Below are 25,906 nucleotides of genomic sequence, written 5' to 3'. Positions count from 1 at the left end.
AAAGTCTGACAAAGTTTATGAGGATACATATTATGACTGATAATAAAGATCCAGTTTCTGCTTTTGGTAGCGCTGAAGAAGGCAATGATCCGCTAAAAGATTATATTGACCCAACGCTGTTTGAGACGATCGATCGACAAGCTCAAATAGAACTGCTAACCCCTGCTTTTGACGCTATTACGCTTGCTGGTGCTGACTATGATCTAAAAGCTCAAGATAGCGCTACAGGGAAGCGTTATACATTACTTAAAAATAAAGAAGTAATAGAGATTTTAGTGATGGACAACAGTTTTACTGATCAAGTCGTTGATGCTATAAACAAAGACCAAGAAGAAGGGTAGTGCTTTTAAAAGTATAACTCACTCAATACAGATGAGTTCTACTACGTCTTCGGTGGTTTATCTGAAGATTCTTTTTGACGCTTTTGCCAGCTTGTCACTGTTTTATAGCGCCAAATCGCTTTAAAGGTTAAACCACAAATAATACTAGTAATTACTGCCAATAGCGCCAGTCCTAAACAAAACGCCGTCAAAGATACTGTACCGCGGTAAGTAACAAAGGGATTGGCACCATTTGCAAGCACCCACAAGCTAAAATCAGCAATCATCCTTCCGATTACTCGTAAGCTAATCATGGGCTCACCCATAATATGAGCACCAACGTAATAACCTGCATAAAAAATAGGTAGGGTAGTAAGAGGGTTGGTGATCCACGTTAGGCCAAGCGCCATGGGTACGTTAGCACGAAAAATAAGTGCACCAATCAAAGCCAACAGCATCTGTCCTGGCAAGGGGAAAAATGCACTAAGTACCCCTATATAAACCGCTTTGTTCAAACTATGACGATTAAACTGCCATAAGCGAGGATCAGCCAAATGCGGCGCAAATAGCTTTAAAGAGCGGCTCTCTAGTATTTTTTCAGGCGTGGGTAGGAGGTTTTTAAGACGTTTTTGGGGCACAGGTTTGCCTTTGATCGTTATCTACAGTTCACTCAGTAGAGCATAAGCGTTTGATATTCGACAATTTTGATAGAACATTGTCAGTAAAGATAAAGTGTTGATAAAAAATAGGACGAGTGGCTATCAATAAAGGCAATCGCGATATGATAAATAGTATAGGGTAATACCGTTAATAATGCTATCATCGGTATTTAGTCGTCTAATGTTAGTTAATAAATAACTAAGCAAATGATGTATGATAAAAGTTGATTGCTCGCTATCTTTTCGACTTTATCTATTCTTCTATGTAGAAGGTTATGGATAGAACATCGTCAGTGGTCAAGTATATATTTAATAAGCCGTCATGCAAGGAGTGCTGATGTATTGGACGATTGGCATCTCAATCATTATAGCGATGGTAGGCACATTATCAATAGGGACGGTAGACTTTGCTCAAGATAGGTTATTAGCATTTGATTTGTCTATAGCAAGCGCTCTTATTTGGCTCTTGTTGATCGTAACAGCGATTATTTTCCTTTTTCTTCTCCAGCGCAGTGCAGCGTTGCCGTCAATAAGCAACTACTCCCTTCATAAACGTCGAACACAAAATCATACGTTATCTTTTAAGTTTATCCGTTATCTACTGATGACGATCATAGCGAGTGTGCTGGTTTTTGGAAGTGCCCTGCAAGCATTGTCTGCCTATCAGCAAGCAGAGACGACAAAAATCACCGAGCCTATGCAGGTACGTGCGTGGGTGACCATCAAGGGCATTAGCGATAGTGTATATGATCCTGAAATAAATAGTGGCTATCGACAAGTTGCAACTTTGCAATTAGTTGAGCCGTTGGTGTCCAAATTAACTTCACAGGATTTACAAGCGCAAACGTTAAGCTATATTGATAATAGCCTAAGTAGTAAAGGTTTGTATAATAAAGACATAAATGGTGACAAAAACTTAGAGCATCGCGTGCTTCTCAATGCTTATCCTAAGCGAACATCTGGTAACACACAAACCATCGATCTTAATAGTCTAAAGCCTGGTGATCAGCTGCTCATGACTTTAAAGCTTGTACCTCTAGTCACCTCTGAACAAACCCTCAATAATCCAACAGGTTTCGACAGCTATCGCTGGTTACGGGGACGTCATATCGATGGTATGGCTACTATCATGGCGACTGGCGAGCCTATCAGAGTATTAAATAACTCATCGACAATGCTTGCTTCAAATACTGCGTTTGACTCATTTCTTAACAGTTTGCGCACTCATATTGACCAGTGGCGTTGGCAGCTGCGTCAGCATTTTTATGCAGATTGGCTGCAGCAAACGACAGCAGAGCAGCAAGCCAAAGCAGTAACGTTAAGTCTATTGACGGGTGATCGTAGTTTAATCAATCACGAGACCAAGGAGCTCTACCAGTTGGCTGGTATCTCGCATCTTTTAGCCATTTCTGGCACACATGTTTTGTTTTTGGCCATCATACTCGCAGGTGCCGCAGTTTGGTTAGTAAACCACCAGTGGCCAGCGCTGTATCGTAATATACCGCGCTGGCAGGTACGTTGGTGGGTCATGATTGGTGTTGCTTTTATCTATGCGTTATTTACTGGGTTTGATGTACCAGCTGCCCGTACCGCTTGGATGCTACTAGCGATAGGGTTGGTGCGATTAACGCTACTGCCTATTAGTACCATGCGTGTGTTACTTGCGATAGCAGTACTCATGGCTTGGTTTGATCCTTATGTATTATGGCAAGCAGGCTACTGGCTATCGTTTGTCGCGGTGGCATTATTATTAAAATATGACGACGCATCATATCAGCGAGATAACGTAGCTTTAGCGCAGTATCGCCATGACATTGCTGATAACAACCACATAAGTAGTACTTTACTGACCCAAATAGGGCTAACGGGTAAACGCGTATTTAAATTGCAGTTTTGGTTATTTATCGCATTGTTGCCTATTACATTGTTACTGTTTGGCAAAGCCTCGCTGTGGGGGCTGTTTATCAACCTATTTGCTATCGGTTTATTCGGTTGGGTCATCGTACCTTTGAATCTGTTAGCAGGGCTCTGCTATCTTTTATTACCTACTGTAGCAGATAGTATTTGGGCATTGGTAAGTAACATAGTCGCAAGCCTGCATGAACTGATAGCATGGCTGACTTCATTACCAGCGTTATCAGACGCTTGGCTATATACGTCAGTGAATATGGCTATATTGCTGATGGCGCTACTGATTATGATGCCATGGTTGCTACCACGCGGGCTTATCAGTCGCGGGCTAGCGTTACCACCTCTAAGCTTGTTAGTGATGACGGTTTATGCCAATCAGCAATCCTTGGCAACAGCTCCTACCTTATACGTGCTACCAACTGGCGATCAGTATTTGAGCGCGACGGTATTGCAGTATCCTATAGTACGTCAACACATAGATAACAGTAGTCATGTTAAAAATAATAATGAAACAGCGCCAGTTTCAGGCGCTGTTTACTGGCTATTTTTAGCAGACCACCGACCTTATGGTAACAGGACGATGCCAAGCACAATGACTGCAGATGATATAACTGCTCACTTAGCACAACAGCTGGGAACGTTATCAATTGACCAGTTAGAAGGTGTCGTCATACAAACCAGTGTACCGATATTGACCGATACTCTTTCTACTAAACAAAACAACAGGAAGATCAAAAGCAATATAAAAAAATCTGAGCTACTACCGATGAGTGTCTTGCAATTAAATCAAAGGATACCTATTAATCAGTACTGGCAAGCAGGACGCCATGAGCGCTGGGCAGCTTATCAGCAGTTATATCTAGAGCAAAAGCAATCTGCGCGAGCAACCACCATTACCGCTCAAAGCTGTGAGCAAGGCAAAACATGGCAGCTAGACAATAAAGATATGGCATTACAAGCGATGACAGGATGGCGTGATATCGATGATAGTAGCGTTTGGGATTGTACTATAGCGATTGCTAGTAAGCAGCCCATTCGCGTCATTCGATATGATGCTAACAATCCACAGCAGTCATTACAGGCAGATTCTCAAACGTTTATTCCACCTGCACCGATATCAAAGGCCAGTCAGAAAACTACCCGTCGAAATGGGGCATTTGAAGCACGTGTGGTCTTAAATGCAGACACTCACTATCGCCTCTGGCAAATGTGGCCCTTGCTGTGTTCAGCTGATTCGTTTGTAGATAGTACCAGCATAAACTATCCTACGCAGTGGCTTGGTCACAGTACATCTCAGGTAACTACAGAGGCATTAAGCCGACAACAGATTGATGAGATAATCACATACGATCGCAAAACTTTAGAGATAGCGCTACGTTTTGATGCTTTGCCATAAAAACGTTACCGATACGGCCAATATCTATTATCAACATCGTAGTATAATGATATTTCACGTTTTCACTATTGAACCATGAGTAAAATACCACCATACTTAATGACCCAGTCATACTAATCATTCATGTATGCAAATTTTTATTATGTTTATCTTCTATCCTCATTTTTACTCGTTTTAGATTGCTTTTTACCTAGGAAGTTATATGCCCAACTGGCCGCCAGACCCTAACAAACGTCCTGATAATTTAGAAAATCAGCCAGCACCATTGCAACAAACATCGCCTAATCAGCCAAATGGACAAGAATGGCGTCTTATTGAAAAAACTTTATTAGCCAGTGTGGAAGAGCAGCGCCGTTCAAGGCGTTGGAGCATCTTTTTTAAGCTACTTACCTTTGGTTATATCTTGTTATTATTTTTAACGATAGGCCGTAGCTGTAGTAACGATGCGCCATCTGGGCTAGAAGGAATTGATACCAGTAAGCCGCATTTAGCGGTGGTTGAGCTACAAGGTACGATAAGTAACGCCGATCCTGCAAATGCTTACGATATTAGTAAAGCGTTAACGCGTGCTTTTGAAAATAATAACTCAAAAGCAGTGGCACTTGATATCAACTCACCTGGTGGCTCTCCGGTACAATCAGATGAGATCTGGCAAACTATGATGAACTTACGTCAGCAGTATCCAGACAAAAAGCTTTATGCGGTGATTGGTGATATTGGTGCGTCAGGCGCTTATTATATTGCATCTGCTGCAGATGAGATTTATGTCAATCCATCAAGCTTAGTAGGCTCGATTGGGGTCATCATGCCAAGCTATAATATTGAAGGCTTAATGGACAAAGTAGGCGTGTCCGACCGTACCATTACCGCAGGCGAGTACAAAGATATTTTAAGCTTGTCGCGTCCGCTTACTACGTTTGAGACACAGCATGTTGAAAACGTACTTGATAATACACATAAGCACTTTATTAATGCAGTCAAAGAGGGTCGCGGCGATCGTCTTAAAGATCCTGAGGCCAACAATTTGTTTTCGGGGCTGTTTTGGACTGGTGAGCAGTCTATCGCACTGGGACTGGCAGACCGATCAGGTAGCATTGCCAGTTTAGAGAAAGATTTAGAATTAGATAACGTGGTAAATTACACGCCACTGGATCCGTTCCAATTATTCATGGATCGCTTCGCGGTTAAACTTGGTGCAGGCGTAGGCTCAAGTATCAATCTTGATGTATTGCCACAAGAAGATGGTAGTATCGAGATGCGTTAAACGTTCTTTTTTCATTTTGAACGGATTATATTTAATGTGTATGATTGTTGAGGCTGAGCATATAACTATGCTCAGCCTCAGTTATATAGTCAGTTTAAATTATAAATAAAGTACTAAATCAAGTACCAATCTTTTAAAAGCAACCTCTATCAGAAACAATGAGAGCCTGTCATGAGTGAAATCAATTTGCAGACCTTTGCATCATTGCCTGTATCTAACATAACCCAAAAACCAGTCATTCATTTTGCCCATGCCAACGGGATGCCAAGTGCGGTCTATCAGCCATTTTTTGAGGCGTTGGCCGAATTTTTTACGGTTGAATACATACCGATGTTAGGTAATGATTCAGATTACCCTGTTGATGATCACTGGCGTAGTCTAACCCAGCAAGTCATCGATAGTATAAAGACTGTCTGTGAGAAACACGGCATCTCACAAGTAGTCGCAGTGGGTCATTCGCTTGGTGCCATGTGTACGCTGCAAGCGTTGTACCGCGCGCCCGAAATATTTCATCAAGCAGTACTTATGGATCCGCCTTGGGTTTATGGCAAGTCAAGCTTGCTATGGCATGTCGCAAAAACAGCTGACAAGTTGCCCCGAATGAATCATCGACTGATGGATAAGCTGTCACCGTCTGGTATCTCTAAGAACCGCCGTGATGTTTGGGATAGTCGTAAAGAGGCTTATGAAAAGATGCGTCATAAAGGGTTTTTTAAAAATTTTGATGAGCGTAGCTTTGAAGGTTATATTCGGCATGGTTTGTGTGAGCGTGCAGATGGCAAGGTCACTTTAGCCATTCCTAAAGCCAGCGAGGTTGCTGTATTTCGTACCAATCCTTCTTGGTACTGGTTGTCACCCAATCGTAGGCCCAAGCTGCCAGTGACGCTCATTATTGGAGAGGATAGTGTATTTTTAAAACGCCGTTTCCCGCAGCAAATCCAAAAGCGTTTAGGTATTCCTTATAAAACCCATGCAGGTGGTCATATGTTTCCGCTTGAGCATCCAGAATCTGTCGCGCAGCAAGTATTAACATTGATTGAGCAGCAATTGTCATCTTAATTGGTGATCAAATACTATATATCACAAATGTTTGTGAGAGTTATTAAGTTACTGTTTTGAGTCTCAATATGTCAAACCGTGCTACTGCTGTAAATAATACAGTGACACCGCAACCCAAGCGTCCAGCTTTGTTTTCGCGCTTGGGAGCATTTTCTCTTGTCATTGGAATGGTCATTGCTTTTTTTATCAGCCAGTTGATAGGAGTATATATCGCAGGCAGGTTATGGCTGCCGGCTACCAAAAGCACAACGATAGGAGATATATTCTTTTTTGGCAGTAATGATGGGACAGTAGTAAGTGTTTCTATTATTATCAGTTGCATACTACTGATGGCACTGAGCTATTTGATTGTACGTGTAAAATCTGGTGATATACGTGAATATTTAGCGATCAAGCCATTTTCCTTGGCAGTTGGCATTGGTATGTTTGGAATACTGCTGTTGTTTATGATTGGCAGCCAAGCATTGACCTATTTTTTAGATAAGTCACCACTGGTTTTTGTAGATCCTTTATATCAGTCTGTCAGCTCGGTGTGGTTGCTCGTGTTTGCGATGGTGATTGTCGCACCGATATATGAAGAGTTGGTCTTTCGCGGCATCTTATGGTCGGCTGTTGCAGAGCAGTTTGCGCCAGCGAAGTTGAATGGCGCACTGCTAGCGAGTATCGTAACCAGCTTTATTTTTGCCGTGATTCACTTGCAGTACGGTATTTATGAAATCACTACTATCGTAGTACTAGCATTTATATTTTGCTACGCGCGTATCAAGTCAGGCTCGTTAGTACTACCTATGTTATTACACATTATTAATAACGGTGTTGCGATGTGGCAATACCTAACCCAAGTTGGTTGAGTAAAATATACTCGACCAAAACACACAAAATAAATTAAGCGTTAGGGTTTAGTTGCAAAACTTCGTCGGCGGCTTTTTTGATATCATCAAGTGTCAGCTGCGGTTTACCACTTAGCGCCTGTCGCCACTTACGAGCACCTGGCAATCCTTGAAATAACCCCAAATAGTGCCGCGCCATCGTCGATAATGTCTCACCTTTTGTAAGCTGCTCCTCTAAATATGGATACAGATGCGCTAAAATATCTTCACGCTTAGGCATCGGCTTATTCCATAAGCTATTAGCTTCTGCTAATAAGTAAGGGTTATGATAAAAAGCCCGTCCAATCATTACCCCATCAATATATTGTAAGTGCGTGGCAATATCAGCGACAGTCTCGATACCACCATTAATCTCAATATCGAGCTCTGGAAAGTCCTGCTTGAGTCGATACACATCATCATAACGCAGTGGTGGTATTTCACGGTTTTGCTTAGGGCTGAGTCCTTGTAGCCAAGCTGTGCGCGCATGTACGATAAAACGCGTACAACCAGCATCAGCTACCGTCTTTACAAAGTCTGCCATAAACTCATAACTGTCAAAATCATCGATACCAATACGATGCTTGACGGTTACCGGAATATCAACGGCCGCTTGCATGTGCGTTACTAAGTTGGCCACAGTGTTAGGCTCTGCCATTAGGCAGGCACCGATTTTATTGTGCTGTACACGGTCGGAGGGGCAGCCAACATTGATATTGACTTCATCATAGTTATGCTGCTGAGCAAATTCGGCGCACTGAGTCATCTCGGCGATATCAGCACCGCCAAGCTGTAGTACCACAGGATGCTCTAATGCATCGAAGCGTAGGTGCCGCGCACGGTTGCCATGTATAAGAGCACCAGTACTAATCATCTCGGTGTACAGATATACTTGCGGGTTAAACAAACGCGCAAAGTAACGATAATCCGTCGTCGTCCAGTCAATCATCGGAGCAACTGATAAACGCTTATTGGTCATATCAACCATGGGTGTTAAGCCTTAATATTTTTTTGAAGTTTGTATTAAATATGATAAAACAGCTGTTTCATTACAGCCAATGTTTGATTGAAAAATCCATAAAACAAGAACAGTAGGTCATCAGATGCTAGATTAACTGATTGATTTTTTTGTACTTAGGCATATTATAAAAATAAAACCCCATGATAATGCCAATCAAACCGATAAAAGCGATATAGAGTGCAGGCGAAAAGCTTACAAACATAGTGGCATAGCCAAGTCCGAAAGGTACGGATACGCCTACAAGTCCATAGATTATATTGTAGCAAAACGCCATGCCTGTCAGGCGTACGTTGGTTGGAAATAACTGTACGAAGATAGCAGGTACCATGCCAATGATGCCAGCACAAAATCCTAAGAGTGCATACATGATCAAGATATAATCACCGCCAGCTTGCATATGGTAGAAAAACGCAAACATTTGAGCAATCAGTAAAACGGAGCCGACTATTAAAATTTTACCAAAGTTCTGGTAGTTAGATAGTATTCCATAAAATACACAGCCAAAAATCATAAACACAATGCCCAAACTGTGTGAAAACCCAAATAAGTCTTTGTCTAAAGCAAACCGTAATTCAATCAAGTCTGGGAGCAACAGTATGATGACAGTCGTAACGCTAGACATAATCAAACTTAGCATCAAACCGATAAATATTGAATGCTTACAGTGTTTGAGAAGTAAGGTAAATGGCTGAGCGGTATGACTATTCGTTTTTACTTTTTTAACTTCTAAAAAAAATGGTGACTCATCAATAAAACGCCATGCTAATAAAGGTAAACAGCTCAAGATTGCTGCAATAAAGAAGGGCAAACGCCAGCCGTAACTGGTTAGCTCTTCAGGGGTCATAGAGCCGGTGAGCCATACAAAAAAAGCATTAGAAAATAGCACCCCTATAAAAAAGCTTGCTGTCACATAGCTACAGCTAACCGATAGATACTGCCGCGGTACATGCTCTGCAAAAAAAACCCAAGCCAATGGGACATAAAGGCCAAATGCCATTCCCTGTATCAGTCTAAGTAGGATAAATAGGATTGGAGCTAGCATGCCCCACTGTGCATACGTGGGCAAAAACGCTATGGTCAGTAAACTGCCTGCAATGATAGCCATGCTGATGAATAGAATTGGCCTGCGACCCTTGATGTCGCCATAACGTCCAAGAATAATGCCACCGAGGGGCCGTGCCAAATAACCCACTGCAAAAAGCCCAAGTCCTTGTAGTCTTAGGATATCAGGATTGGTACTAGTCGGAAAAAAAGCAGACGACACGATGTCTGCGATGTATAAATAAATTAGAAAGTCAAAAAAAGCAACAGCGCTGCAAAAGCAGACAAATAAGACTGTATTTTTGTCTTTAGAGGACATCAGTGCATATTGAGAACGAGAGGGCATAATTGATCACGCATCCACATATAAAAGTGGTTGTTGAGACGGTCATCATGAGATAACCGACCATCATAAAAAACGACAAACCAACATGGGTAAATGCTGGTTTGCCAGAGGAATACTTTAGAACGTTTTATTTAAAAAGGTTTTGACAAAAATATTTTTGGACTATGTAATAAGCAATGATATTGATAACGTTAAAAGAAGACATCGTTGGTATTTACAACAACCAATCAATAGGTAACCAAGACATGACAGTTAGCCATAAGTGATCAGTCAAATCTACTTTTGGTTCTGAATCATACACCACTTTTTCTCCATTTTCGAGCGTATGCCATTGTAACTTATTGTTATCTATTAACTTTACTTCATAAGCTTGACTTAACAGATCGTCACTGAGCGCTTCATGTAGTTGTCTTGCCAGCTCATCGTCATTGATAATCACGCCCATTTCAGTGTTAATATTAGCTGAGCGGGGGTCAACATTATAGGAACCAATGAAGACTTGATGGTCATCTACAGCGAAGGTCTTTGCATGTAAGCTGGTTGACGACTGACTGCGCGCTTTCCATAATTTGTTTTCGCGCTTTTCTTCACTAGCGGTTGATTTTAACTCATATATTTTGACGCCAGCGCCGAGTAGATGAGGACGCCACTTGCTATAACCAGAATGCACAGCAGTTACGTCAGTTGCATTAAAAGAGTTGGTCAAAATCTTTATATCAATTCCTGATTCTGCCAGTTGTACTAACGTATCTACACCTTCTTTGGTTGGGACAAAATAAGATGAGATGATGGTTAGCTTTTCAGAGGGGCTTCCAAGTAGGGTTCTTAACTGATGGACTAAGTTGCTGTCAGTGGGGACAGTTTTGGTCAATTTGCCAACATCATCACTTAAGAACTGCATATCTGTCCAACGAAATGGTACGCGCTTATTAATCAGGTCAGTATCGATAGAGGAGTCTTCAATGGCTGCTTTATAAATCGTTAAACTGTCGCTAGAACGGCTCTTTTCATCTCCATCTAATTTATCTAATCCTGTCAAAAAATTACTGGTAGTGTTTTTATCGAGAGTGACGAGCGTTTCAATATCGAAGGATATAGGGGCTGACCAGTAGCTCATAAAACTGTTATCAATATCAGCGACTACTTTGCCAATAAGTAGCACGTCTAAATCAGCAAATTGACTGCTTTGATCATTACTAAGGTATTCGTTACCAATGTTGCGACCTCCAATAACGGTAATTTGTTTATCAAAAGTCATGCTTTTATTATGCATGCGTCTGTTGATACGCGGCAAACCGGTGACAAAGTTCATCGCTTGAACCTTACGATGCATTAAAGGATTGATAATGCGAACAGCGATATTTGGATGGCTGGCAAAACGTAATAAGTGCTGATCAAGTTTTGCATTGTTATTAAAATCATCAAGTAGTAAGCGTACGATTACCCCGCGTTCAGCAGCTTTCCACAAATCTTTTAGCAACAGCTGACCTGCTTGGTCATCATGCCAAATATAGTACTGTACATCAATACTGCGAGTGGCCATATCAGTTAGGATACTTCGTGACGCAAAAGCATTCGCACCAGTGACAATAGGATGGTAGCCTGATAGCTCAGGGTGTATGTCGTTTTGTTCACTGATGGATGCCACTAAGTCGTTGTTACTGCTGGTGCTGTTTTTACCTTGAGTATTGTCCAGACTACTGTCTTGTTGGTATAGAGCATTAACACGGGCTGATAACGCTTGGCTTTCAGGCAGATGCGGCTGTTTTGGCAAGCTTTGGCATCCACTAAGACCTAATGTTAGGCCAAGTGTTAGACTCAGTGACAAGCTGCTCGGCTCTCTACTTAACATCGACATAACTGGTTTACCTTGATAAGTTTTAAAATGTACTGAAATTTATATAGACTAATGTGGGGGAATAATAGCATTGTTTATAAGGTATGTAATAGCAACGTTTAAAGCCTAGTTAAAAATGCTGCCAAGCTTAGCAGGTGATGCAGTATCTGCCTATCAAAAATACGTTATTTTTCTTAGATTGGTAGTCACTCACGTTGCTATAATAGCTTAAGCTGAGACTAGGTTTTATTATTTAACCATAAGGCCGTCAAAAACAACGCACAGTCAGTGCTTAAAACTGACTATAAACGTTAAGTGTTTTAAATTTGAAACAGACAAACAAGTAAAAGCAATACCTGAAATCTAACGTCTGATATATGGGAGCATGATATGATAAGCGCTTTGACTTATGTATCATGGAAACTATAATCAGCAGTGTCAATACCAACCATAGTAACGGAAAACTTATGAGTCAGTCGCAAGCACATGATGAAAGCAATTCAAATCCACTGGACCCAAACTGGCGCAATGATGCTTTAGACCTAGACCTCGATTACGGCATGCAGACTATTGCAGTTCGTGCAGGGCAGCATCGTACTGATGAAGGAGAGCACGCCGAACCTATCTTTACCACCAGCTCTTATGTCTATACTTCTGCAAGTGATGCCGCTGCGCATTTTAATGGAACAAAGACTGGTAACGTCTATTCGCGCCATACTAACCCCAGCGTGCGTACCTTTGAGCGTCGCCTAGCCGCACTTGAAAACGGTGAACGTGCGGTTGCCACAGCCTCAGGTATGGGTGCGATTTTGACTATGTGCTTGGCCTATCTAAAAGCAGGTGATCATCTGCTTGCAGCCAACCAGCTCTTTGGCTCATCCATTGGTTTATTCAATAATTACATGGCTAAGTTTGGTGTTGAAGTCAGCTATGTCGATTGCTTTGACAATGACGCATGGGCAAATGCCATACGACCAAACACTAAGGTGATTTATTGTGAAAGCCCAAGTAATCCTTTGGCGCAGATTTGTGATATTGGATATCTGAGTCAGCTTTGTAAAGCCAATGATGTATTACTAGTCGTTGACAATTGCTTCGCCACGCCAGCGCTACAGCGGCCGTTAAACTTAGGAGCTGATGTGGTTATTCATTCTGCAACCAAATACTTGGACGGTCAAGGCCGAGTATTAGGCGGCGCGCTTGTCGGTAGTGATAAGCTAATGCAAGCAGCATTTACCGTTGTGCGCTCAGGCGGTATTAGCATGAGTCCGTTCAATGCTTGGGTCTTTACTAAAGGACTTGAGACCCTTAAATTACGTATGCAGGCGCACTGTGCCAATGCCAATCAAGTGGCAGAGTTTTTGGTCAATCATCCTAACGTCAGTAAAGTACACTTTTCAGGGCTCTTAGATCATCCCTCTCATGAGCTTACCAAGCGTCAGCATCATATGAAGAATGGCTATGGCGCCATTATGGGATTTGAGGTTAAAGCGTCTGCTGCCAACAACCAAGCCAATGATCGCGACACAAAAGAAGCTGCTTGGCATGTCATTGACTCAACACAAATGGTCTCTATTACTAATAATTTGGGAGATGCCAAAACCACCGTTACCCATCCTGCGACCACGACTCATTTTAGGCTTACCCCTGAGGCGCGCGCTGAGGCTGGTGTCAAAGATGGGCTTATTCGGTTATCAGTAGGACTAGAAGATGTGGAAGACATTATCAAAGATTTGGCGCGTGGTTTAGACAGTTTATAAAGATGACGGTATAATCAACGTTATCGTATTAATTTTATGATCAAAAGCTATTTATCATTCATCAATATAAAACAAAGAGGCAATTATGAACATCCAAGCACTTATGCAACAAGCTCAGACAATGCAAAAAAAGGTCGAAGCCAATGTTGAAACCGCAAAAAAGGATCTAGCCAATAAAGAAGTCCAAGCAGAGGCGGGTAGTGGTCTAGTAAAAGTTACTATGACTGGTCGTCACGTGGTTAAGCGCTTAAGTATCGATCCAAGCTTGCTTGAAGATGAGCCTGATATGATTGAAGATTTGATCGCTGCTGCTATTAATGATGCGGTCCGTCAAGCAGATGAGCTATATGAAGAAACAATGGCTGGCGCGACGTCAGGTATGGGTCTGCCACCAGGTATGCAAGGTTTATTCTAAGTCTTAATTTGCTGTAATTACTACATTTTGTGGACCATGATGGGGTTGTTATCTATAGGATGCGACCCCATTTTTATATCTACGGTTTATAGATAAAGGAAGCAGATTTGCTTACAGCTAAATTTGATCAGCTGGTTAAACAGCTGCGTATTTTACCAGGGGTTGGGCAAAAAAGTGCCCAGCGTATGGCACTCCACCTACTTACCAAAAAACGTCCGCAAGGGATGGTGCTTGCTCAAGCACTTGATGAGGCAATGCGCGATATTGTTGAGTGTCAGCGTTGCCATAGCTTTAGTGATGAGGCGGTTTGTCCGCTGTGCCAAGATCCAAGACGTGATGATGGATTGTTATGTGTGGTTGAAACCGCCGCTGACGTCATGGCCATTGAGCAAACCGCAGGCTACCGTGGACGCTATTTTGTTTTAGGTGGGCATCTGTCACCGATTGATGGTATTAGCGCTGATGATTTAAACATTGATCAGCTGGTATGGCGTGTTAAACAAGAGCAGGTTGAGGAGCTGATATTGGCAACAGGTACCACTGTTGAAGGTCAGACAACTGCTCACTTTATCAGTGAAGCAGTAGGCCGTCATGTCAATAAAGTCACACGTTTGGCACAAGGCGTACCCATAGGCGGCGAGCTTGAATATCTAGATAGTATGACATTGGGTCAGGCGCTACAAAATCGCTCCTTTTTATAATGTACACAAAGGCTATATGTTTGGGTTCGGACATAATGCTTTAAGTATGTAAATTTTTATACGCGTATTTATTGTTTTATACTAGACGCTGTCATACGAAACGCGCCAAAACTTGAACGCGAATTTGCTATAATTTTCTTTTATCGTCTTTAAGCGCTATTGATAGCGCTCTTCTTTCTTCTATTTAAGCAGGTATCTGCCCGTGTCTGATCTAAGCGCTTTTGATTCAACCTCCCAAACCAGTTTATCTCAAGTCAATTCATCTCAAGATGATGTTTTGCAAGCCGTTGCAATAGAAGGCGTTGACGATGATCAAACGCATGCAGACGCTAATGTGGTAGACATGCCTGCCGAGCCAGATATTGACGCATTGCTAGATATAGCAGGTGAAGCGTCTGTCACTTGGGTACGTGAGCAAGGACAGTTGGATGAGGTCATCAAAGCCTTAGAAGTTTGCGGACGGGTGGCGTTAGATACTGAATTTATCAAGCGTGATACCTACTATCCACGCTTGGCATTGGTGCAGCTTAATACTGGCGATCATATTTATCTATTAGATGCGCCGCAACTACAACTAGCTGAACTTTGGCACGTGCTAACTGAAGTCGATGTGGCGATTTGGCATGCTTGCGGAGAAGATTTGGGTATCTTCTATCTACTCTCTGGTTGCCCACCATTAACCAATATTTTTGATACCCAGATTGCGCTGTCTTATTTAACGGGTCAACTGCAAATGGGCTATCAGCAAGCGCTTGATGACCAGTTGGACATGCAAATTGATAAGGAGCAAAGCCAGTCTGATTGGCTACAACGTCCGTTATCGGATGAACAAGAACAATATGCCATTGATGATGTGCGTTTTTTACCTGCGCTATATTTGAGTCTGGAATATGAATTAAAAAAGCAAGGTTTATATGATTATGTATGGGAGGATTGCCAGCTCTACGCTCATGAGCTATATAAGGTGCAGCATGTTGAGGATGAAGCAATGTACTTGACGATGGCAGATTATCGTTATAACTCGCAGCAGATGGCCATATTGAAAGCAGTGGCTACTTGGCGTGAAGCGCTGGCACGGTCGACCAACCAGCCACGTACCTTTGTAATCAAAAAACAAGCGGTACGTGAGATTATCACTGAGAAACCAACCAGTATGCGCGCGCTTGCCCATAAGACGACGATGCATCGCAGTATGTTGCGACTTTATGGCGAGGAGCTGCTAAAGGTCATTAAAGAGGCAAAAAGCTTAGCGCCTGCTGAACATCCAGAATGTCTACCACCGCCATACCGCTCTAAGAATAAAGTACTGTCAAAAGCGGTGCAACAAGTGATAGATGAGCAAGCTAACAGACTTGGCGTGCCGGCTAACGTGCTCATGCGTAAAAAATGGTTAGGTCAGCTGTATGAGATTATTGCCTTTAATAAAGATTTGGCCGAATTACCAGAAGGACTAAAAGGCTGGCGCAATGAATGGGTGCTACAAGCTTTGATACCCGTCATCAAACAACATAAAACTGAATTGCAGCAAGGGATGGGTATCAAGGTTTAAACGTTTGGATATTTGTCTTGGTTAAATATCAGCGTTTAAATTTTCCGTGCCGTAAAAAGTGCTCAGTTTGCTTAGCCACTGTTTCATTTACTAACATACCTGTATGCGAGACAGGTAAGACGATATGATCGGTGGCCTTGTCAATTTTAGTCTCTTCTACATATACCGTTCCATCATGCACAAGCGCTTGCTTGGGACTTGACTTATCTGCTTTACGCAATTTTCGATTATGATACTGCAAAAACAGTTGCCCTAAACCATAGGGCTTGTTACCTGCAATCACTCCCAAAGTGACATGTTCCGGTAATGGTGCCACCGTCCCGTCTAATGCATCGACGTAAGAGTGGCCTACAATAGCAGGGGTCAGCCGCCAAATATAATCGGCACAAACGCTGCCAACATGCGGAGTACCTAGGGTTACGCAGCGTCCAATCTGCCACTTTGGATAATGATAAACAAAATCACGAATAATCAGCCCGCCTAAACTATGTCCCACCAAATCTATCGGTTGGTCGGGATAATGGTTGTCTTCAAGCCACGTATTAAGACGCTGACTATTGGTCGTAATACTGTCACGCATACTGCGGTAACCATACTGATGAGTACTAAAGCCTGCGGCTTGCAAGCGTTTTGCCAATGGTCGCATAATCCATGCGGTTTGATGCAGACCATGAATAAGAATGACGCGGTTTTTTTGTGGCATGATATTGTCCAAAAAGTGCATTAAATAAAGATCAGCAGTGCCTACTAATAAGTAACGAACATTAATAAGTAACGAATATGCTTTAGTATATCGTTAAATAATCGTGTTAATTGCTCATGTTAAATAGATATGTAAGTAGTGTACAAAATAAAAACCTCCAAATCAGCTACTGACTTGAAGGTTTGTTTTTATATAAAAGACTTAAGACGACTACCTGTTACCACATACTACATATAGTTTTCGATACTTGGGCAAGAGCACATTAGGTTCTTATCACCATAAGCGTCATCAACGCGTGCCACACTTGGCCAGAACTTATGAGCACGGACATAAGGCAGTGGGAACGCAGCGACATCACGGCTGTATGGATGCGTCCATTCGCTATCAGTGATCATAGAAGCTGTATGCGGAGCATTAACCAATGGATTGTCTTCAAGCGTCCAACCATCTTCGCCCGCTTTGGCTTTCATCGCTTCAGCTTTGATAGATTTTAAGGCACTAATAAAGCGATCTAGCTCTTCGACAGACTCAGACTCGGTTGGCTCAATCATCAAGGTACCTGATACTGGGAAGCTCATCGTTGGCGCATGGAAGCCGTAATCCATCAAGCGTTTGGCGATATCACTCTCGCTGATGCCTGTCTCTTCTTTTAGTGGACGAATATCAATGATACATTCGTGTGCGACTTGACCATTTTTACCCGTGTATAGAACAGGGTAGTGGCCTTTTAACTGAGAGGCAACGTAGTTGGCGTTTAAAAGTGCCAGATTGGTCGCTTCGAGTAAGCCATCACGGCCCATCATCGCGATATACATCCATGAAATCGGCAAAATACTCGCTGAACCATACGGTGCTGCTGATACTGCTGAGCAGTCCTTTTGCGCATTATGGACTGGAGTAATGGTATGGTTGGCCATAAATGGCGCCAAATGTGCCTGCATACCGATAGGACCCATGCCAGGACCACCGCCACCATGTGGAATACAAAAAGTCTTGTGAAGGTTCATATGTAGGACGTCTGCACCAACGTCAGCAGGCTGCATGATACCAACCTGAGCGTTCATGTTAGCGCCATCCATATAGACTTGACCACCATGCTTATGGATGAGGTCACAAATCTTGCGAATGCCTTCTTCAAATACACCATGCGTTGATGGATAAGTAATCATCAAGGCGCCAAGGTTTTTGCTGTGTTCTTCACACTTAGCATTAAGATCATCTATATCTACGTTACCGTTATCATCCGTTTTAACCACGACGACTTTCATGCCCATCATCATTGCTGTTGCAGGGTTGGTACCGTGCGCTGATTGAGGAATGAGGCAAACATCACGATCTGTTTCGCCTAGTGATTCATGATAGCGACGAATTGCCAGCAGGCCTGCATACTCACCTGAGGCACCAGAGTTTGGCTGCATAGAGACATCATCAAAACCTGTAATGGCTTTTAGCTGCTCTTGTAAGCTATCAATCATATCGATATAGCCACCAACTTGGTCACGCGGTGCAAAAGGATGCACGTTTGCAAATTCAGGCCAGGTAATAGGTAACATCTCACTAGTAGCGTTTAGCTTCATCGTACAACTACCAAGTGGAATCATACTGCGGTTCATCGCCAAATCTTTATCTTCAAGCGATTTTAAGTAACGCAGCATTTCATGCTCAGTATGATGCGAATTAAACACAGGGTGAGTCAATATATCGTCTGTACGTAAATGATCCGCATCTAAAGAGACAGAAGCCGCTTCAGGTAGGTCATGTGATTTATTGACAAACAGCTGAGTTAAGACATTAAAGTCTTTTTCATCACTAATTTCACTAAATGACACACCCAGTTTATTTTCACTCAAACGCCATAAGTTGTAGCCAACATTGTCTGCATTCTCGAAGATTTGCGTGGCAAGCTTTTCTGAGCCACAATCAACCACCACGGTATCAAAAAACTGCTTATGAACGACGTTTAGTTGATTGTCGCTATCTGCAGTGCTAATAACATCAGCAAAAGCAGTCGCAAATGCATGAATACGAGTAGCGATACGCTTTACACCGCTTGGGCCATGATAGACGGCATACATGCCAGCAAGATTGGCAAGCAATACTTGTGAGGTACAGATATTTGAGTTGGCTTTTTCGCGGCGAATGTGCTGCTCGCGAGTCTGTAACGCCATACGCAGAGCAGTATTGCCTTGTGAGTCTTTTGAGACGCCAATGATACGGCCAGGTGCGGAGCGTTTTGCTTTATCAGAGAAAGCAAAATAGGCGGCATGTGGACCGCCAAAGCCCATAGGGATACCAAAACGCTGCGTACTACCTAGAGCAAGATCTGCACCCATATCAGCAGGTGATTTTAATAATACCAAGCTCATGATGTCGCTGACGACTGACGTGTAGGTTTTATTTTGCTTAACGGCGCTAATAACATCGGTTAAGTCTTTAACATCACCCTCGACACCGACATATTGAAATAAGGCCCCAAAGTAGTCACCAGATTTGGCCAGTTCAAAATCACCAACGACCACTTCCCAACCAAAATACTTAGCACGAGTATGGATGACATCTAGTGTTTGCGGGTAGGTACGATCGTCAACAAAGAATTGGTTTGATTTACTTTTACTCATACGCTTTGACATGGCCATCGCTTCTGCAGCGGCAGTCGCTTCATCAAGTAATGAGGCCCCAGCAAGCTCAAGTCCAGTCAAATCAATACAAACTTGTTGGAAGTTCAGCAATGCTTCTAGACGACCTTGAGCGATCTCAGCTTGATAAGGCGTATAAGCAGTATACCAACCTGGATTTTCTAGCACATTACGCTGAATAACGGCAGGCATACGCACAGGCGAGTAACCTTGACCGATATAGCTCTTATTAACGGTAATGTTGTCTGCCATAGTACGTAATTTGGCAAGCGCTGCATGCTCACTCATCGCAAGTGGCAAATCCAACTCTCTATGTATGCGTACTGGTTCAGGGACCGTATCATTAATAAAACTTGCCATATCTTTGTAACCAATAGCGCTTAGCATATTAGCTTGCTTGGTATCGTTAGAACCTAGATGACGATAAACAAATTCAGTTTCATTAAATAAACCTTTAAAAGTATCAAAGGTAGGTTTTTGAGAGTGAGTCATGAAAATCCTTAATAGACTTGGTAAAAAAGTAATAAGTTAGGATAAAAAGATGGCATAAAATTGAAAGAATAACTTTAGACCAGACACTTATTAAAGGGTTAAAAATACGAGATAGACCGTATAAAGCTCAACAATAGATAAGGTTAAACATAGTGAACAAACTGCTTCTGGTCGAAGCGAAACTGCGAATTATAGATGCCTTTATCAGAACGCTCACCTGCACCAATCATCATTACAATATGATGATCATCGCTAAGTTTGAGCAGCTTTTTCATTGCGGGCTCATCAAAACCGCCCATCGGACAGCTATCAAACCCATGTGCCCGTAGCGCTAGCATTAAGTTCTCAGCGGCAAGTGCCGTATTGTTTGTCGCCCAGTTTTTGACATCTTCAAAGGTATAGTAAGGCGACTTTATTGGCCCTTTTACTCGCCTGGCTACTTGCGTTGCACCCCACTTAACGACAGAGATTGCGTTTATCGGACCACGCAGAAAGTCTGCTGTGACTACTTTGGTGTAGTAGTCCGTCACCTTTTTGGGTACAGGCTTGTCAGGATATTCACGCAACACTTGCTGAGCATGGTCGTGCCAAATATCTGTACGTGCAACAACGGCAATCAAACGGGCAGATGTTTTTGCAGCATTTTGGTTCATACAGTTTTTGACAGCGCGTTTGCGACTATGGGCGCTATCAATGACATAAAACTCCCACGGCTGCAGGTTACTAGAGTTTGGCGCTAGCATTGCAAGTCGTAGGCAGTCTGCGAGCACATCATCAGGAATAGGTGTATCGGTAAAGCGGCGTACCGAACGACGTGACTCTACAACGTCACAAAAGGCTTGTAGCTGCGGTGTATGATTTGGGGTTGCTAGATTGTCTGTTTTGTTTTTCTCTGCTCGAATCTTTGACGCGTCGGCTACATTAATATGGTTGTCGTTAGTATCTGCTTGACTCATATAAAGCTCCAAAACGTCGCGTTAATAGAAAAAACGATAAAAATATAAGCAAAAAACAGGTAATAATAGGATGGTATAAATGGCGTTACACAATAGCCAGTTGGTTTTTTGATAAGGTTAACTATGTCTTATAAGACATAAGCAGACATCAGCCGATGCCAATATCTGCATTTTTCTGTCAGCTAACGTAAGACGTCAGCATAAAAGCTTTAAAAAATTATAGCTCGTTTTGATACTCTTCAGCCGTCAATAGTGCTTCGTAGTCATCCAAGTTGTCAGGCTTCATTCTAAAGAACCAGCCATCGCCATAAGGGTCTGAGTTGATGATTTCTGGATCATCTTCTAGACTTTCATTAATAGCAACGACTTCACCTGAGATAGGCGCGTACACATCAGAGGCCGCTTTTACTGACTCTACCACTGAGATTTCATCATCAACGACGATAGTGTCACCAACTTCTGGTAACTCAACGAACACCACATCACCAAGCAAGTCTTGGGCATGATCAGTGATACCAACGGTGATAGTACCGTCTTCTTCTAAACGTAACCATTCGTGGCTAGCGATGTATTTTAATTCTGCTGGAACATTGCTCATGGTGTCTCTCCTAAATGATAGAGGCTGGTTAATAGAACATATAAAAAATAAGAGCCAACAATAGGCTGTGGTCAATCGACACTTTTGGCGTTACTTTCGGCGTCGTTATCAAAAGTCTCGATTAACCCATAATCAAACAGTATTCGTTTAATTTAGTCAATATTAAAATCAGTCGAACTGCTGTTTACCATTGCGTACAAATGGTAGCTTAAGGACGCGTGCATCTACGAATTTACCTTTACCGCGCAAGTCGATTTGCACTTTATCATCGTCTGATAAGCTGGCTGGAACACGGGCGATAGCGATAGAATTTTTGAGGCTAGGGGAGAATGTGCCACTAGTGATAATGCCTTTTTGCTCGTTGTCCGCTCCTTGGTTAATGGTCACTTCCATCCCTTCACGCAAGACACCGCGAGTTGTCAATAATAGACCAACTTGTTTCATTGCAGTGCCGTCTTCTTTTGCTTGCTTGCGCTGGTTGACCAAGGCTTCACGACCAACAAAGTCGCGATCGTCTTTTAGCGCAAGTGTCCAGCCCATGTTACATTCGTAAGGGCTAATGCTCTCATCCATGTCATGACCATAAAGATTCATACCAGCTTCTAGGCGTAGCGTATCACGTGCGCCAAGCCCAGCAGGCTTGATGCCGTGGGCTTTTAATAGCTCAAAAAAAGCTGGCGCGTCATCAGCATGCATAATGACTTCAACGCCATCCTCACCCGTATAACCAGTACGAGCGACAAACCAATCTGTACCCTCTATGTCGGTAAGATCAGCGCCAACGAAAGGCTTTAGTTCGTCAAGAATAGCGCTCCAGCTCGGTTTGGCTTGAGCCAGTTTTGCGACTGCATTTGGCCCTTGGACGGCAAGCATAGCAAGCTCTGGACGCTCAGTAATCGTAATATCGAAAGCGTCAGCAACTTTATTAAAATGAGCGATATCTTTATCACGAGTACCTGCATTGGATACGATACGATATTCAGTCTCATCAGCAGTTGTTAAGTAGACAATAAGATCGTCAATGATACCGCCTTGCTCATTAAGTATAGGAGAGTATAAAGCTTTACCGACTGTTTTTAGTTTATTAACATCGTTTGCCAGCAGTTTTTGTAACCATGCTTTGGCGTCTTGACCTTTGATATCAGCCACGACCATATGTGAGACATCAAACATACCAGCATCAGTACGTACAGCTTCATGCTCTTCGATCTGCGAGCCATAATGAATTGGCAACTCCCAACCCGAAAAATCTACCATCTTACCATCACTATCGACGTGAGACTGATATAGAGAGGTGCGCTGAGGAGCTTGGCTAGTATTGTCTTGAGAGCTGGAGTTTTGAGAATTGGTAACGGTCATAACAAATCCTTGTGTATACGCTATCGGCCTCTTATAAAGGTACGAGGATGATGAGCGTCATTACAGTAGAGAGAAGCAAAATTGCAAAGCGCAAACATTGCTCCAAAGGGTAGCAAAAAATAAAGCAATAGGCCAAACAGACGCATAACGTCGGTTTAAACAAAAGCCCTATCTGTCCTGTGACCTGAGATTTTCAATACGATAGCTGTGCATTAAAAGCTATGACTCGATGTGAGCATACAGTATCGTATTTTCTCCCCTTCGGTGGGTAAGGCGTCGTTGCTGGCTCCTTACCTCTCTCCAGATTTGTTATGTCACTTGTGTATGCTTGCAAAATTCAAATAAAAAGTGCAAATAAACAACGAAGGACATGCGTTTTTCAGTCCTTTTACCTGAGCGATTGGCAGGGTAGATGCGCCTTCGGTGGTCGTATAACAATACTGATAGTGCCTTATAAATACAGGGCGCGTACTGTTAAACGACTCTCTCCTGAAAAACGCTATTATTATGAAAGGTTAGTCGCGCTTTTACAAGTCATCAGTGGGATTAATATTAACAATTCTATAAAAACCTAACATTTAATAAAGACAAGCAGCAAAAACCAAATAAAGTTGTAATACTAAAAGTCACTATTGATAACAGAGCATGCCATGATAGGCTATAATTCTATTATTCATAAGCATTTTTTATATCAATTGTGATGTGTAATTTGCTTTCATTTTTAGTGTTAGATAGGTGTTTTATGCATTGTGATATTTATAAGTTCCCCAAACATGACGATATGTATGTCTATATTGCTCGTCCTGATTACCCTGATGACACTGACGAAATTAAAGATTGGTTAAGTGTGTTGCCAAAAGATTTTAGAGCCGGTTTGGGTGTGAGCAAGTTTGTTATGCATTTAGATTTAGAGACGACGCCAACGCTTGCTCGCGTCGATAAAAAGGATGTTTTAGCAAAACTAAAATCACAAGGATACTTTGTTCAGATGCCGCCACAAGAGGTGATGCGTCGTCAAGCAGCGCTACGTGCCCGTGAGGCTCAAGACAATATTTACGATTGAGCATCTATATCGTGATAAACTAATCATTTATCAAACTTGTATATTGGTGCCAAGTTGCTGGTCAACTGAAAGACCATTTAGTTAGCAATTTCGCTACCAGTTGATAAGATCATTGTAATCGAATTACAAACCAAGCGATTGATAAACCGAGCAACTTATAAACTTAGGTAACTAAACACGCATGGACTGGTTAAAAAGTATCTTAGACAGCTTACCTTTAGAAAAGCTGAGCGATCTTCTTGGTGAGATTGTTATTTGGTGGAGTCAGATGGTCAAAGACGTGCCACCTGCTGACTTGCCAATGTACGCATACCTTGGTGGTTCTATTATAGTATTATTACTTTGGATATTGGTGGCGCGTATGCTGCCACGTCCATTAGGTGGCATGAGCTGGATGGTTCTGTTTGCAGTTTTATTAGCTCCAGGAACTGCACTGAGTGATCCTAGTGTTATTGCACCAGCGAGCATCAGCGTGGTTTACGCTATCATGATGAAAGACATGACAGGGGCCATTACCAATGCATTACCCATTCTAGTGGTATTAGTTGCAGGGTTGTTTTTGGGTTTTGTCTGGCAGCTTATTCGCGGAGCTTTTGAGTCAAGTTTGGATAAGGCTCGTCATCGTAGCGCTGAAGACACACAAGCCAATCTACAACTGGCAACGGGTAATTATATAGGTCAAAAAGACTATGCAGGTGAGACAAATAATAAGCCTCTGCCAGTGAATACTTCAGTAATTGATAAGACTACCACCAAAGATTCTCTTAATACTAAAACTGAGAAAACTGCTAAAGGCAGTTCAATCGATAATGATAAGAGATGATGATTCTTGGCTAGTACTGACTACAAGTGGTAAAAATCTAACTCTATATATAACTACAGGTTAGATATTGAGCGACATAAAAAAAGACACCTGTGCGTGTCTTTTTTTATGGTCATAGATTTGTTTTATCGTCATAAAACATTTGAGCTTCACTGGCAACCGCGACGCATGAGTATTTGGGCATTAAGATACGCTGTGCTAATCTAAACCATTAATTTTCTATCATTTCACATTGATAACAACGACAGAGATCTTACCATGAGTACTGATAATAAGACTGCAAAACCGAGCTTTACAGGCACCAAAAGCTATATTGCCACTGATGATTTGCAACTGGCAGTTAATGCAGCGATGACGTTACAAAAGCCGCTGCTGATTAAAGGTGAGCCTGGCACAGGTAAAACGCTACTTGCAGAAGAAGTGGCTAACAGCTTAGGCATGCCGCTTATTACTTGGCATATCAAATCGACTACTAAAGCTGAGCAGGGACTGTATGAATATGATGCAGTATCGCGCTTGCGTGATTCGCAGTTAGGGGATGATAAAGTATATGAGATTGGCAACTACATCAAGCCTGGTAAGCTTTGGGAAGCTTTTACCAGTAAAGAGCGTAGCGTACTCCTCATCGATGAAGTGGATAAAGCAGACATTGAGTTCCCTAACGACTTATTGCATGAGCTTGATAAAATGTCGTTTTATGTTTATGAGACAGGCGAGACCATTACTGCCGAGCAGCGTCCTGTGGTCATCATCACCTCAAACAATGAAAAAGAGCTACCAGACGCCTTTTTGCGTCGCTGTTTTCTTCATTATATCGACTTCCCAGAGGAGCAAACCATGCGTCAAATTATTGAAGTGCATTTTCCTAATATCCAAGAAAAGCTGGTCAATGATGCGCTCGATATCTTTTATAAACTGCGTAATATTCAAGGACTCAAAAAGCCACCGTCAACCTCAGAGCTGGTCGATTGGTTAACTTTACTGTTGGCTGATGATATGGCACAAGAAGAATTAGAAGAAAATCTACGCGGCGAGAAGTCCATTCCGCCTCTATACGGTGCGCTCCTAAAAAATGAAGCTGATGTTAATTTATTACAGCGTTTTGCAAATATGATGCGCCGCTAAGGT

Annotated in this window: 21 protein-coding genes and 2 riboswitches; of the genes, 12 read left to right on the top strand and 9 right to left on the bottom strand. The window is 42.4% G+C overall.

The window, feature by feature from the left end:
- Positions 1–32 precede the first annotated feature (32 nt).
- Positions 33–341 carry a hypothetical protein gene (locus Q0890_RS01730; RefSeq protein ID WP_299216706.1) on the top strand — a complete coding sequence of 103 codons (309 nt, stop codon included), beginning with the start codon at positions 33–35 and terminating at the stop codon, positions 339–341.
- 41 nt (positions 342–382) lie between these two features.
- Here the strand turns inward: Q0890_RS01730 and Q0890_RS01725 are convergent, their stop codons facing one another.
- Entirely contained in the window at positions 383–958 is a 576-nt protein-coding gene (locus tag Q0890_RS01725; RefSeq protein WP_299216703.1) for a DUF2062 domain-containing protein, read from the bottom strand.
- A gap of 358 nt (positions 959–1,316) precedes the next feature.
- Between Q0890_RS01725 and Q0890_RS01720 the strand changes: the two genes are divergently transcribed.
- The 4 genes from Q0890_RS01720 to Q0890_RS01705 all read left to right on the top strand — a co-directional run bounded on the left by Q0890_RS01720 (position 1,317) and on the right by Q0890_RS01705 (position 7,460).
- Entirely contained in the window at positions 1,317–4,286 is a 2,970-nt protein-coding gene (locus Q0890_RS01720; RefSeq protein ID WP_299216700.1) for a ComEC/Rec2 family competence protein, read from the top strand.
- A 202-nt stretch (positions 4,287–4,488) separates the two neighbouring features.
- Entirely contained in the window at positions 4,489–5,550 is a 1,062-nt protein-coding gene (gene sppA, locus Q0890_RS01715; RefSeq protein ID WP_299216698.1) for a signal peptide peptidase SppA, read from the top strand.
- Between the two features lie 171 nt (positions 5,551–5,721).
- Entirely contained in the window at positions 5,722–6,609 is an 888-nt protein-coding gene (locus Q0890_RS01710) for an alpha/beta hydrolase (RefSeq protein WP_299216695.1), read from the top strand.
- A 68-nt stretch (positions 6,610–6,677) separates the two neighbouring features.
- Positions 6,678–7,460, top strand: coding sequence for a CPBP family intramembrane glutamic endopeptidase (locus Q0890_RS01705; RefSeq protein ID WP_299216692.1), 783 nt, complete (start codon positions 6,678–6,680; stop codon positions 7,458–7,460).
- A 34-nt stretch (positions 7,461–7,494) separates the two neighbouring features.
- Here the strand turns inward: Q0890_RS01705 and dusA are convergent, their stop codons facing one another.
- From dusA to Q0890_RS01690, 3 genes are all read right to left on the bottom strand, one after another.
- On the bottom strand, positions 7,495–8,466 hold the full coding sequence (gene dusA / locus Q0890_RS01700; RefSeq protein WP_299216689.1) for a tRNA dihydrouridine(20/20a) synthase DusA: 972 nt from the start codon (positions 8,464–8,466) through the stop codon (positions 7,495–7,497).
- A gap of 118 nt (positions 8,467–8,584) precedes the next feature.
- A complete protein-coding gene (locus tag Q0890_RS01695; RefSeq protein ID WP_299216686.1) occupies positions 8,585–9,886 on the bottom strand; it encodes an MFS transporter in 1,302 nt (433 codons plus the stop codon).
- Positions 9,887–10,100: 214 nt separating this feature from the next.
- Complete coding sequence (locus Q0890_RS01690) at positions 10,101–11,744, bottom strand: phospholipase D family protein (RefSeq protein WP_299216683.1); 1,644 nt, start codon at positions 11,742–11,744, stop codon at positions 10,101–10,103.
- A 446-nt stretch (positions 11,745–12,190) separates the two neighbouring features.
- Here Q0890_RS01690 and Q0890_RS01685 point away from each other — a divergent pair, with 446 nt between their 5' ends.
- The 4 genes from Q0890_RS01685 to Q0890_RS01670 all read left to right on the top strand — a co-directional run bounded on the left by Q0890_RS01685 (position 12,191) and on the right by Q0890_RS01670 (position 16,148).
- Complete coding sequence (locus tag Q0890_RS01685; RefSeq protein ID WP_299216680.1) at positions 12,191–13,483, top strand: O-succinylhomoserine sulfhydrylase; 1,293 nt, start codon at positions 12,191–12,193, stop codon at positions 13,481–13,483.
- Positions 13,484–13,568: 85 nt separating this feature from the next.
- Complete coding sequence (locus tag Q0890_RS01680; protein ID WP_299216677.1) at positions 13,569–13,898, top strand: YbaB/EbfC family nucleoid-associated protein; 330 nt, start codon at positions 13,569–13,571, stop codon at positions 13,896–13,898.
- A 107-nt stretch (positions 13,899–14,005) separates the two neighbouring features.
- On the top strand, positions 14,006–14,599 hold the full coding sequence (gene recR, locus Q0890_RS01675; protein WP_299216674.1) for a recombination mediator RecR: 594 nt from the start codon (positions 14,006–14,008) through the stop codon (positions 14,597–14,599).
- A gap of 202 nt (positions 14,600–14,801) precedes the next feature.
- The gene (locus Q0890_RS01670) at positions 14,802–16,148 is read left to right on the top strand and encodes an HRDC domain-containing protein (RefSeq protein ID WP_299216671.1); all 1,347 of its coding nucleotides are present in this window, start codon (positions 14,802–14,804) and stop codon (positions 16,146–16,148) included.
- Positions 16,149–16,176: 28 nt separating this feature from the next.
- On the opposite strand, the gene Q0890_RS01665 is transcribed toward Q0890_RS01670, so the two are convergent.
- The 5 genes from Q0890_RS01665 to gcvT form a co-directional block, all read right to left on the bottom strand.
- On the bottom strand, positions 16,177–16,851 hold the full coding sequence (locus Q0890_RS01665) for an alpha/beta fold hydrolase (protein WP_299216668.1): 675 nt from the start codon (positions 16,849–16,851) through the stop codon (positions 16,177–16,179).
- Between the two features lie 227 nt (positions 16,852–17,078).
- Entirely contained in the window at positions 17,079–19,979 is a 2,901-nt protein-coding gene (gene gcvP, locus Q0890_RS01660) for an aminomethyl-transferring glycine dehydrogenase (RefSeq protein WP_299216664.1), read from the bottom strand.
- A 143-nt stretch (positions 19,980–20,122) separates the two neighbouring features.
- Complete coding sequence (locus tag Q0890_RS01655; RefSeq protein ID WP_299216661.1) at positions 20,123–20,935, bottom strand: nitroreductase family protein; 813 nt, start codon at positions 20,933–20,935, stop codon at positions 20,123–20,125.
- A gap of 217 nt (positions 20,936–21,152) precedes the next feature.
- Positions 21,153–21,533: a glycine cleavage system protein GcvH gene (gcvH, locus tag Q0890_RS01650; RefSeq protein ID WP_075102841.1), complete on the bottom strand. Its 381-nt coding sequence runs from the start codon at positions 21,531–21,533 to the stop codon at positions 21,153–21,155.
- 168 nt (positions 21,534–21,701) lie between these two features.
- Positions 21,702–22,892: a glycine cleavage system aminomethyltransferase GcvT gene (gcvT, locus tag Q0890_RS01645; RefSeq protein ID WP_299216656.1), complete on the bottom strand. Its 1,191-nt coding sequence runs from the start codon at positions 22,890–22,892 to the stop codon at positions 21,702–21,704.
- A 162-nt stretch (positions 22,893–23,054) separates the two neighbouring features.
- Positions 23,055–23,206, bottom strand: a riboswitch (glycine riboswitch).
- Positions 23,207–23,262: 56 nt separating this feature from the next.
- A riboswitch (glycine riboswitch) is annotated at positions 23,263–23,394 on the bottom strand.
- 240 nt (positions 23,395–23,634) lie between these two features.
- Here gcvT and Q0890_RS01640 point away from each other — a divergent pair.
- The 3 genes from Q0890_RS01640 to Q0890_RS01630 all read left to right on the top strand — a co-directional run bounded on the left by Q0890_RS01640 (position 23,635) and on the right by Q0890_RS01630 (position 25,903).
- Complete coding sequence (locus Q0890_RS01640; RefSeq protein WP_299216653.1) at positions 23,635–23,955, top strand: YcgL domain-containing protein; 321 nt, start codon at positions 23,635–23,637, stop codon at positions 23,953–23,955.
- A gap of 181 nt (positions 23,956–24,136) precedes the next feature.
- Positions 24,137–24,778, top strand: coding sequence for a hypothetical protein (locus Q0890_RS01635; RefSeq protein WP_299216650.1), 642 nt, complete (start codon positions 24,137–24,139; stop codon positions 24,776–24,778).
- A 258-nt stretch (positions 24,779–25,036) separates the two neighbouring features.
- Complete coding sequence (locus Q0890_RS01630) at positions 25,037–25,903, top strand: MoxR family ATPase (protein ID WP_299216647.1); 867 nt, start codon at positions 25,037–25,039, stop codon at positions 25,901–25,903.
- Positions 25,904–25,906: the final 3 nt, after the last annotated feature.

Source organism: uncultured Psychrobacter sp., from assembly GCF_947488565.1.
GTDB lineage: Bacteria > Pseudomonadota > Gammaproteobacteria > Pseudomonadales > Moraxellaceae > Psychrobacter > Psychrobacter saeujeotis.
This window is presented reverse-complemented; position numbering and strand designations above follow the sequence as displayed.

Bases quoted from the DNA above. Each gene is read 5' to 3' on its own strand.
- Q0890_RS01730 (WP_299216706.1), top strand. From the start codon at position 33: ATGACTGATAATAAAGATCCAGTTTCTGCTTTTGGTAGCGCTGAAGAA.
- Q0890_RS01720 (WP_299216700.1), top strand. From the start codon at position 1,317: ATGTATTGGACGATTGGCATCTCAATCATTATAGCGATGGTAGGCACA.
- sppA (WP_299216698.1), top strand. From the start codon at position 4,489: ATGCCCAACTGGCCGCCAGACCCTAACAAACGTCCTGATAATTTAGAA.
- Q0890_RS01710 (WP_299216695.1), top strand. From the start codon at position 5,722: ATGAGTGAAATCAATTTGCAGACCTTTGCATCATTGCCTGTATCTAAC.
- Q0890_RS01705 (WP_299216692.1), top strand. From the start codon at position 6,678: ATGTCAAACCGTGCTACTGCTGTAAATAATACAGTGACACCGCAACCC.
- dusA (WP_299216689.1), bottom strand. From the start codon at position 8,466: ATGGTTGATATGACCAATAAGCGTTTATCAGTTGCTCCGATGATTGAC.
- Q0890_RS01695 (WP_299216686.1), bottom strand. From the start codon at position 9,886: ATGCCCTCTCGTTCTCAATATGCACTGATGTCCTCTAAAGACAAAAAT.
- Q0890_RS01690 (WP_299216683.1), bottom strand. From the start codon at position 11,744: ATGTCGATGTTAAGTAGAGAGCCGAGCAGCTTGTCACTGAGTCTAACA.
- Q0890_RS01685 (WP_299216680.1), top strand. From the start codon at position 12,191: ATGAGTCAGTCGCAAGCACATGATGAAAGCAATTCAAATCCACTGGAC.
- Q0890_RS01680 (WP_299216677.1), top strand. From the start codon at position 13,569: ATGAACATCCAAGCACTTATGCAACAAGCTCAGACAATGCAAAAAAAG.
- Q0890_RS01665 (WP_299216668.1), bottom strand. From the start codon at position 16,851: ATGCCACAAAAAAACCGCGTCATTCTTATTCATGGTCTGCATCAAACC.
- gcvP (WP_299216664.1), bottom strand. From the start codon at position 19,979: ATGACTCACTCTCAAAAACCTACCTTTGATACTTTTAAAGGTTTATTT.
- Q0890_RS01655 (WP_299216661.1), bottom strand. From the start codon at position 20,935: ATGAGTCAAGCAGATACTAACGACAACCATATTAATGTAGCCGACGCG.
- gcvH (WP_075102841.1), bottom strand. From the start codon at position 21,533: ATGAGCAATGTTCCAGCAGAATTAAAATACATCGCTAGCCACGAATGG.
- gcvT (WP_299216656.1), bottom strand. From the start codon at position 22,892: ATGACCGTTACCAATTCTCAAAACTCCAGCTCTCAAGACAATACTAGC.
- Q0890_RS01640 (WP_299216653.1), top strand. From the start codon at position 23,635: ATGCATTGTGATATTTATAAGTTCCCCAAACATGACGATATGTATGTC.
- Q0890_RS01635 (WP_299216650.1), top strand. From the start codon at position 24,137: ATGGACTGGTTAAAAAGTATCTTAGACAGCTTACCTTTAGAAAAGCTG.
- Q0890_RS01630 (WP_299216647.1), top strand. From the start codon at position 25,037: ATGAGTACTGATAATAAGACTGCAAAACCGAGCTTTACAGGCACCAAA.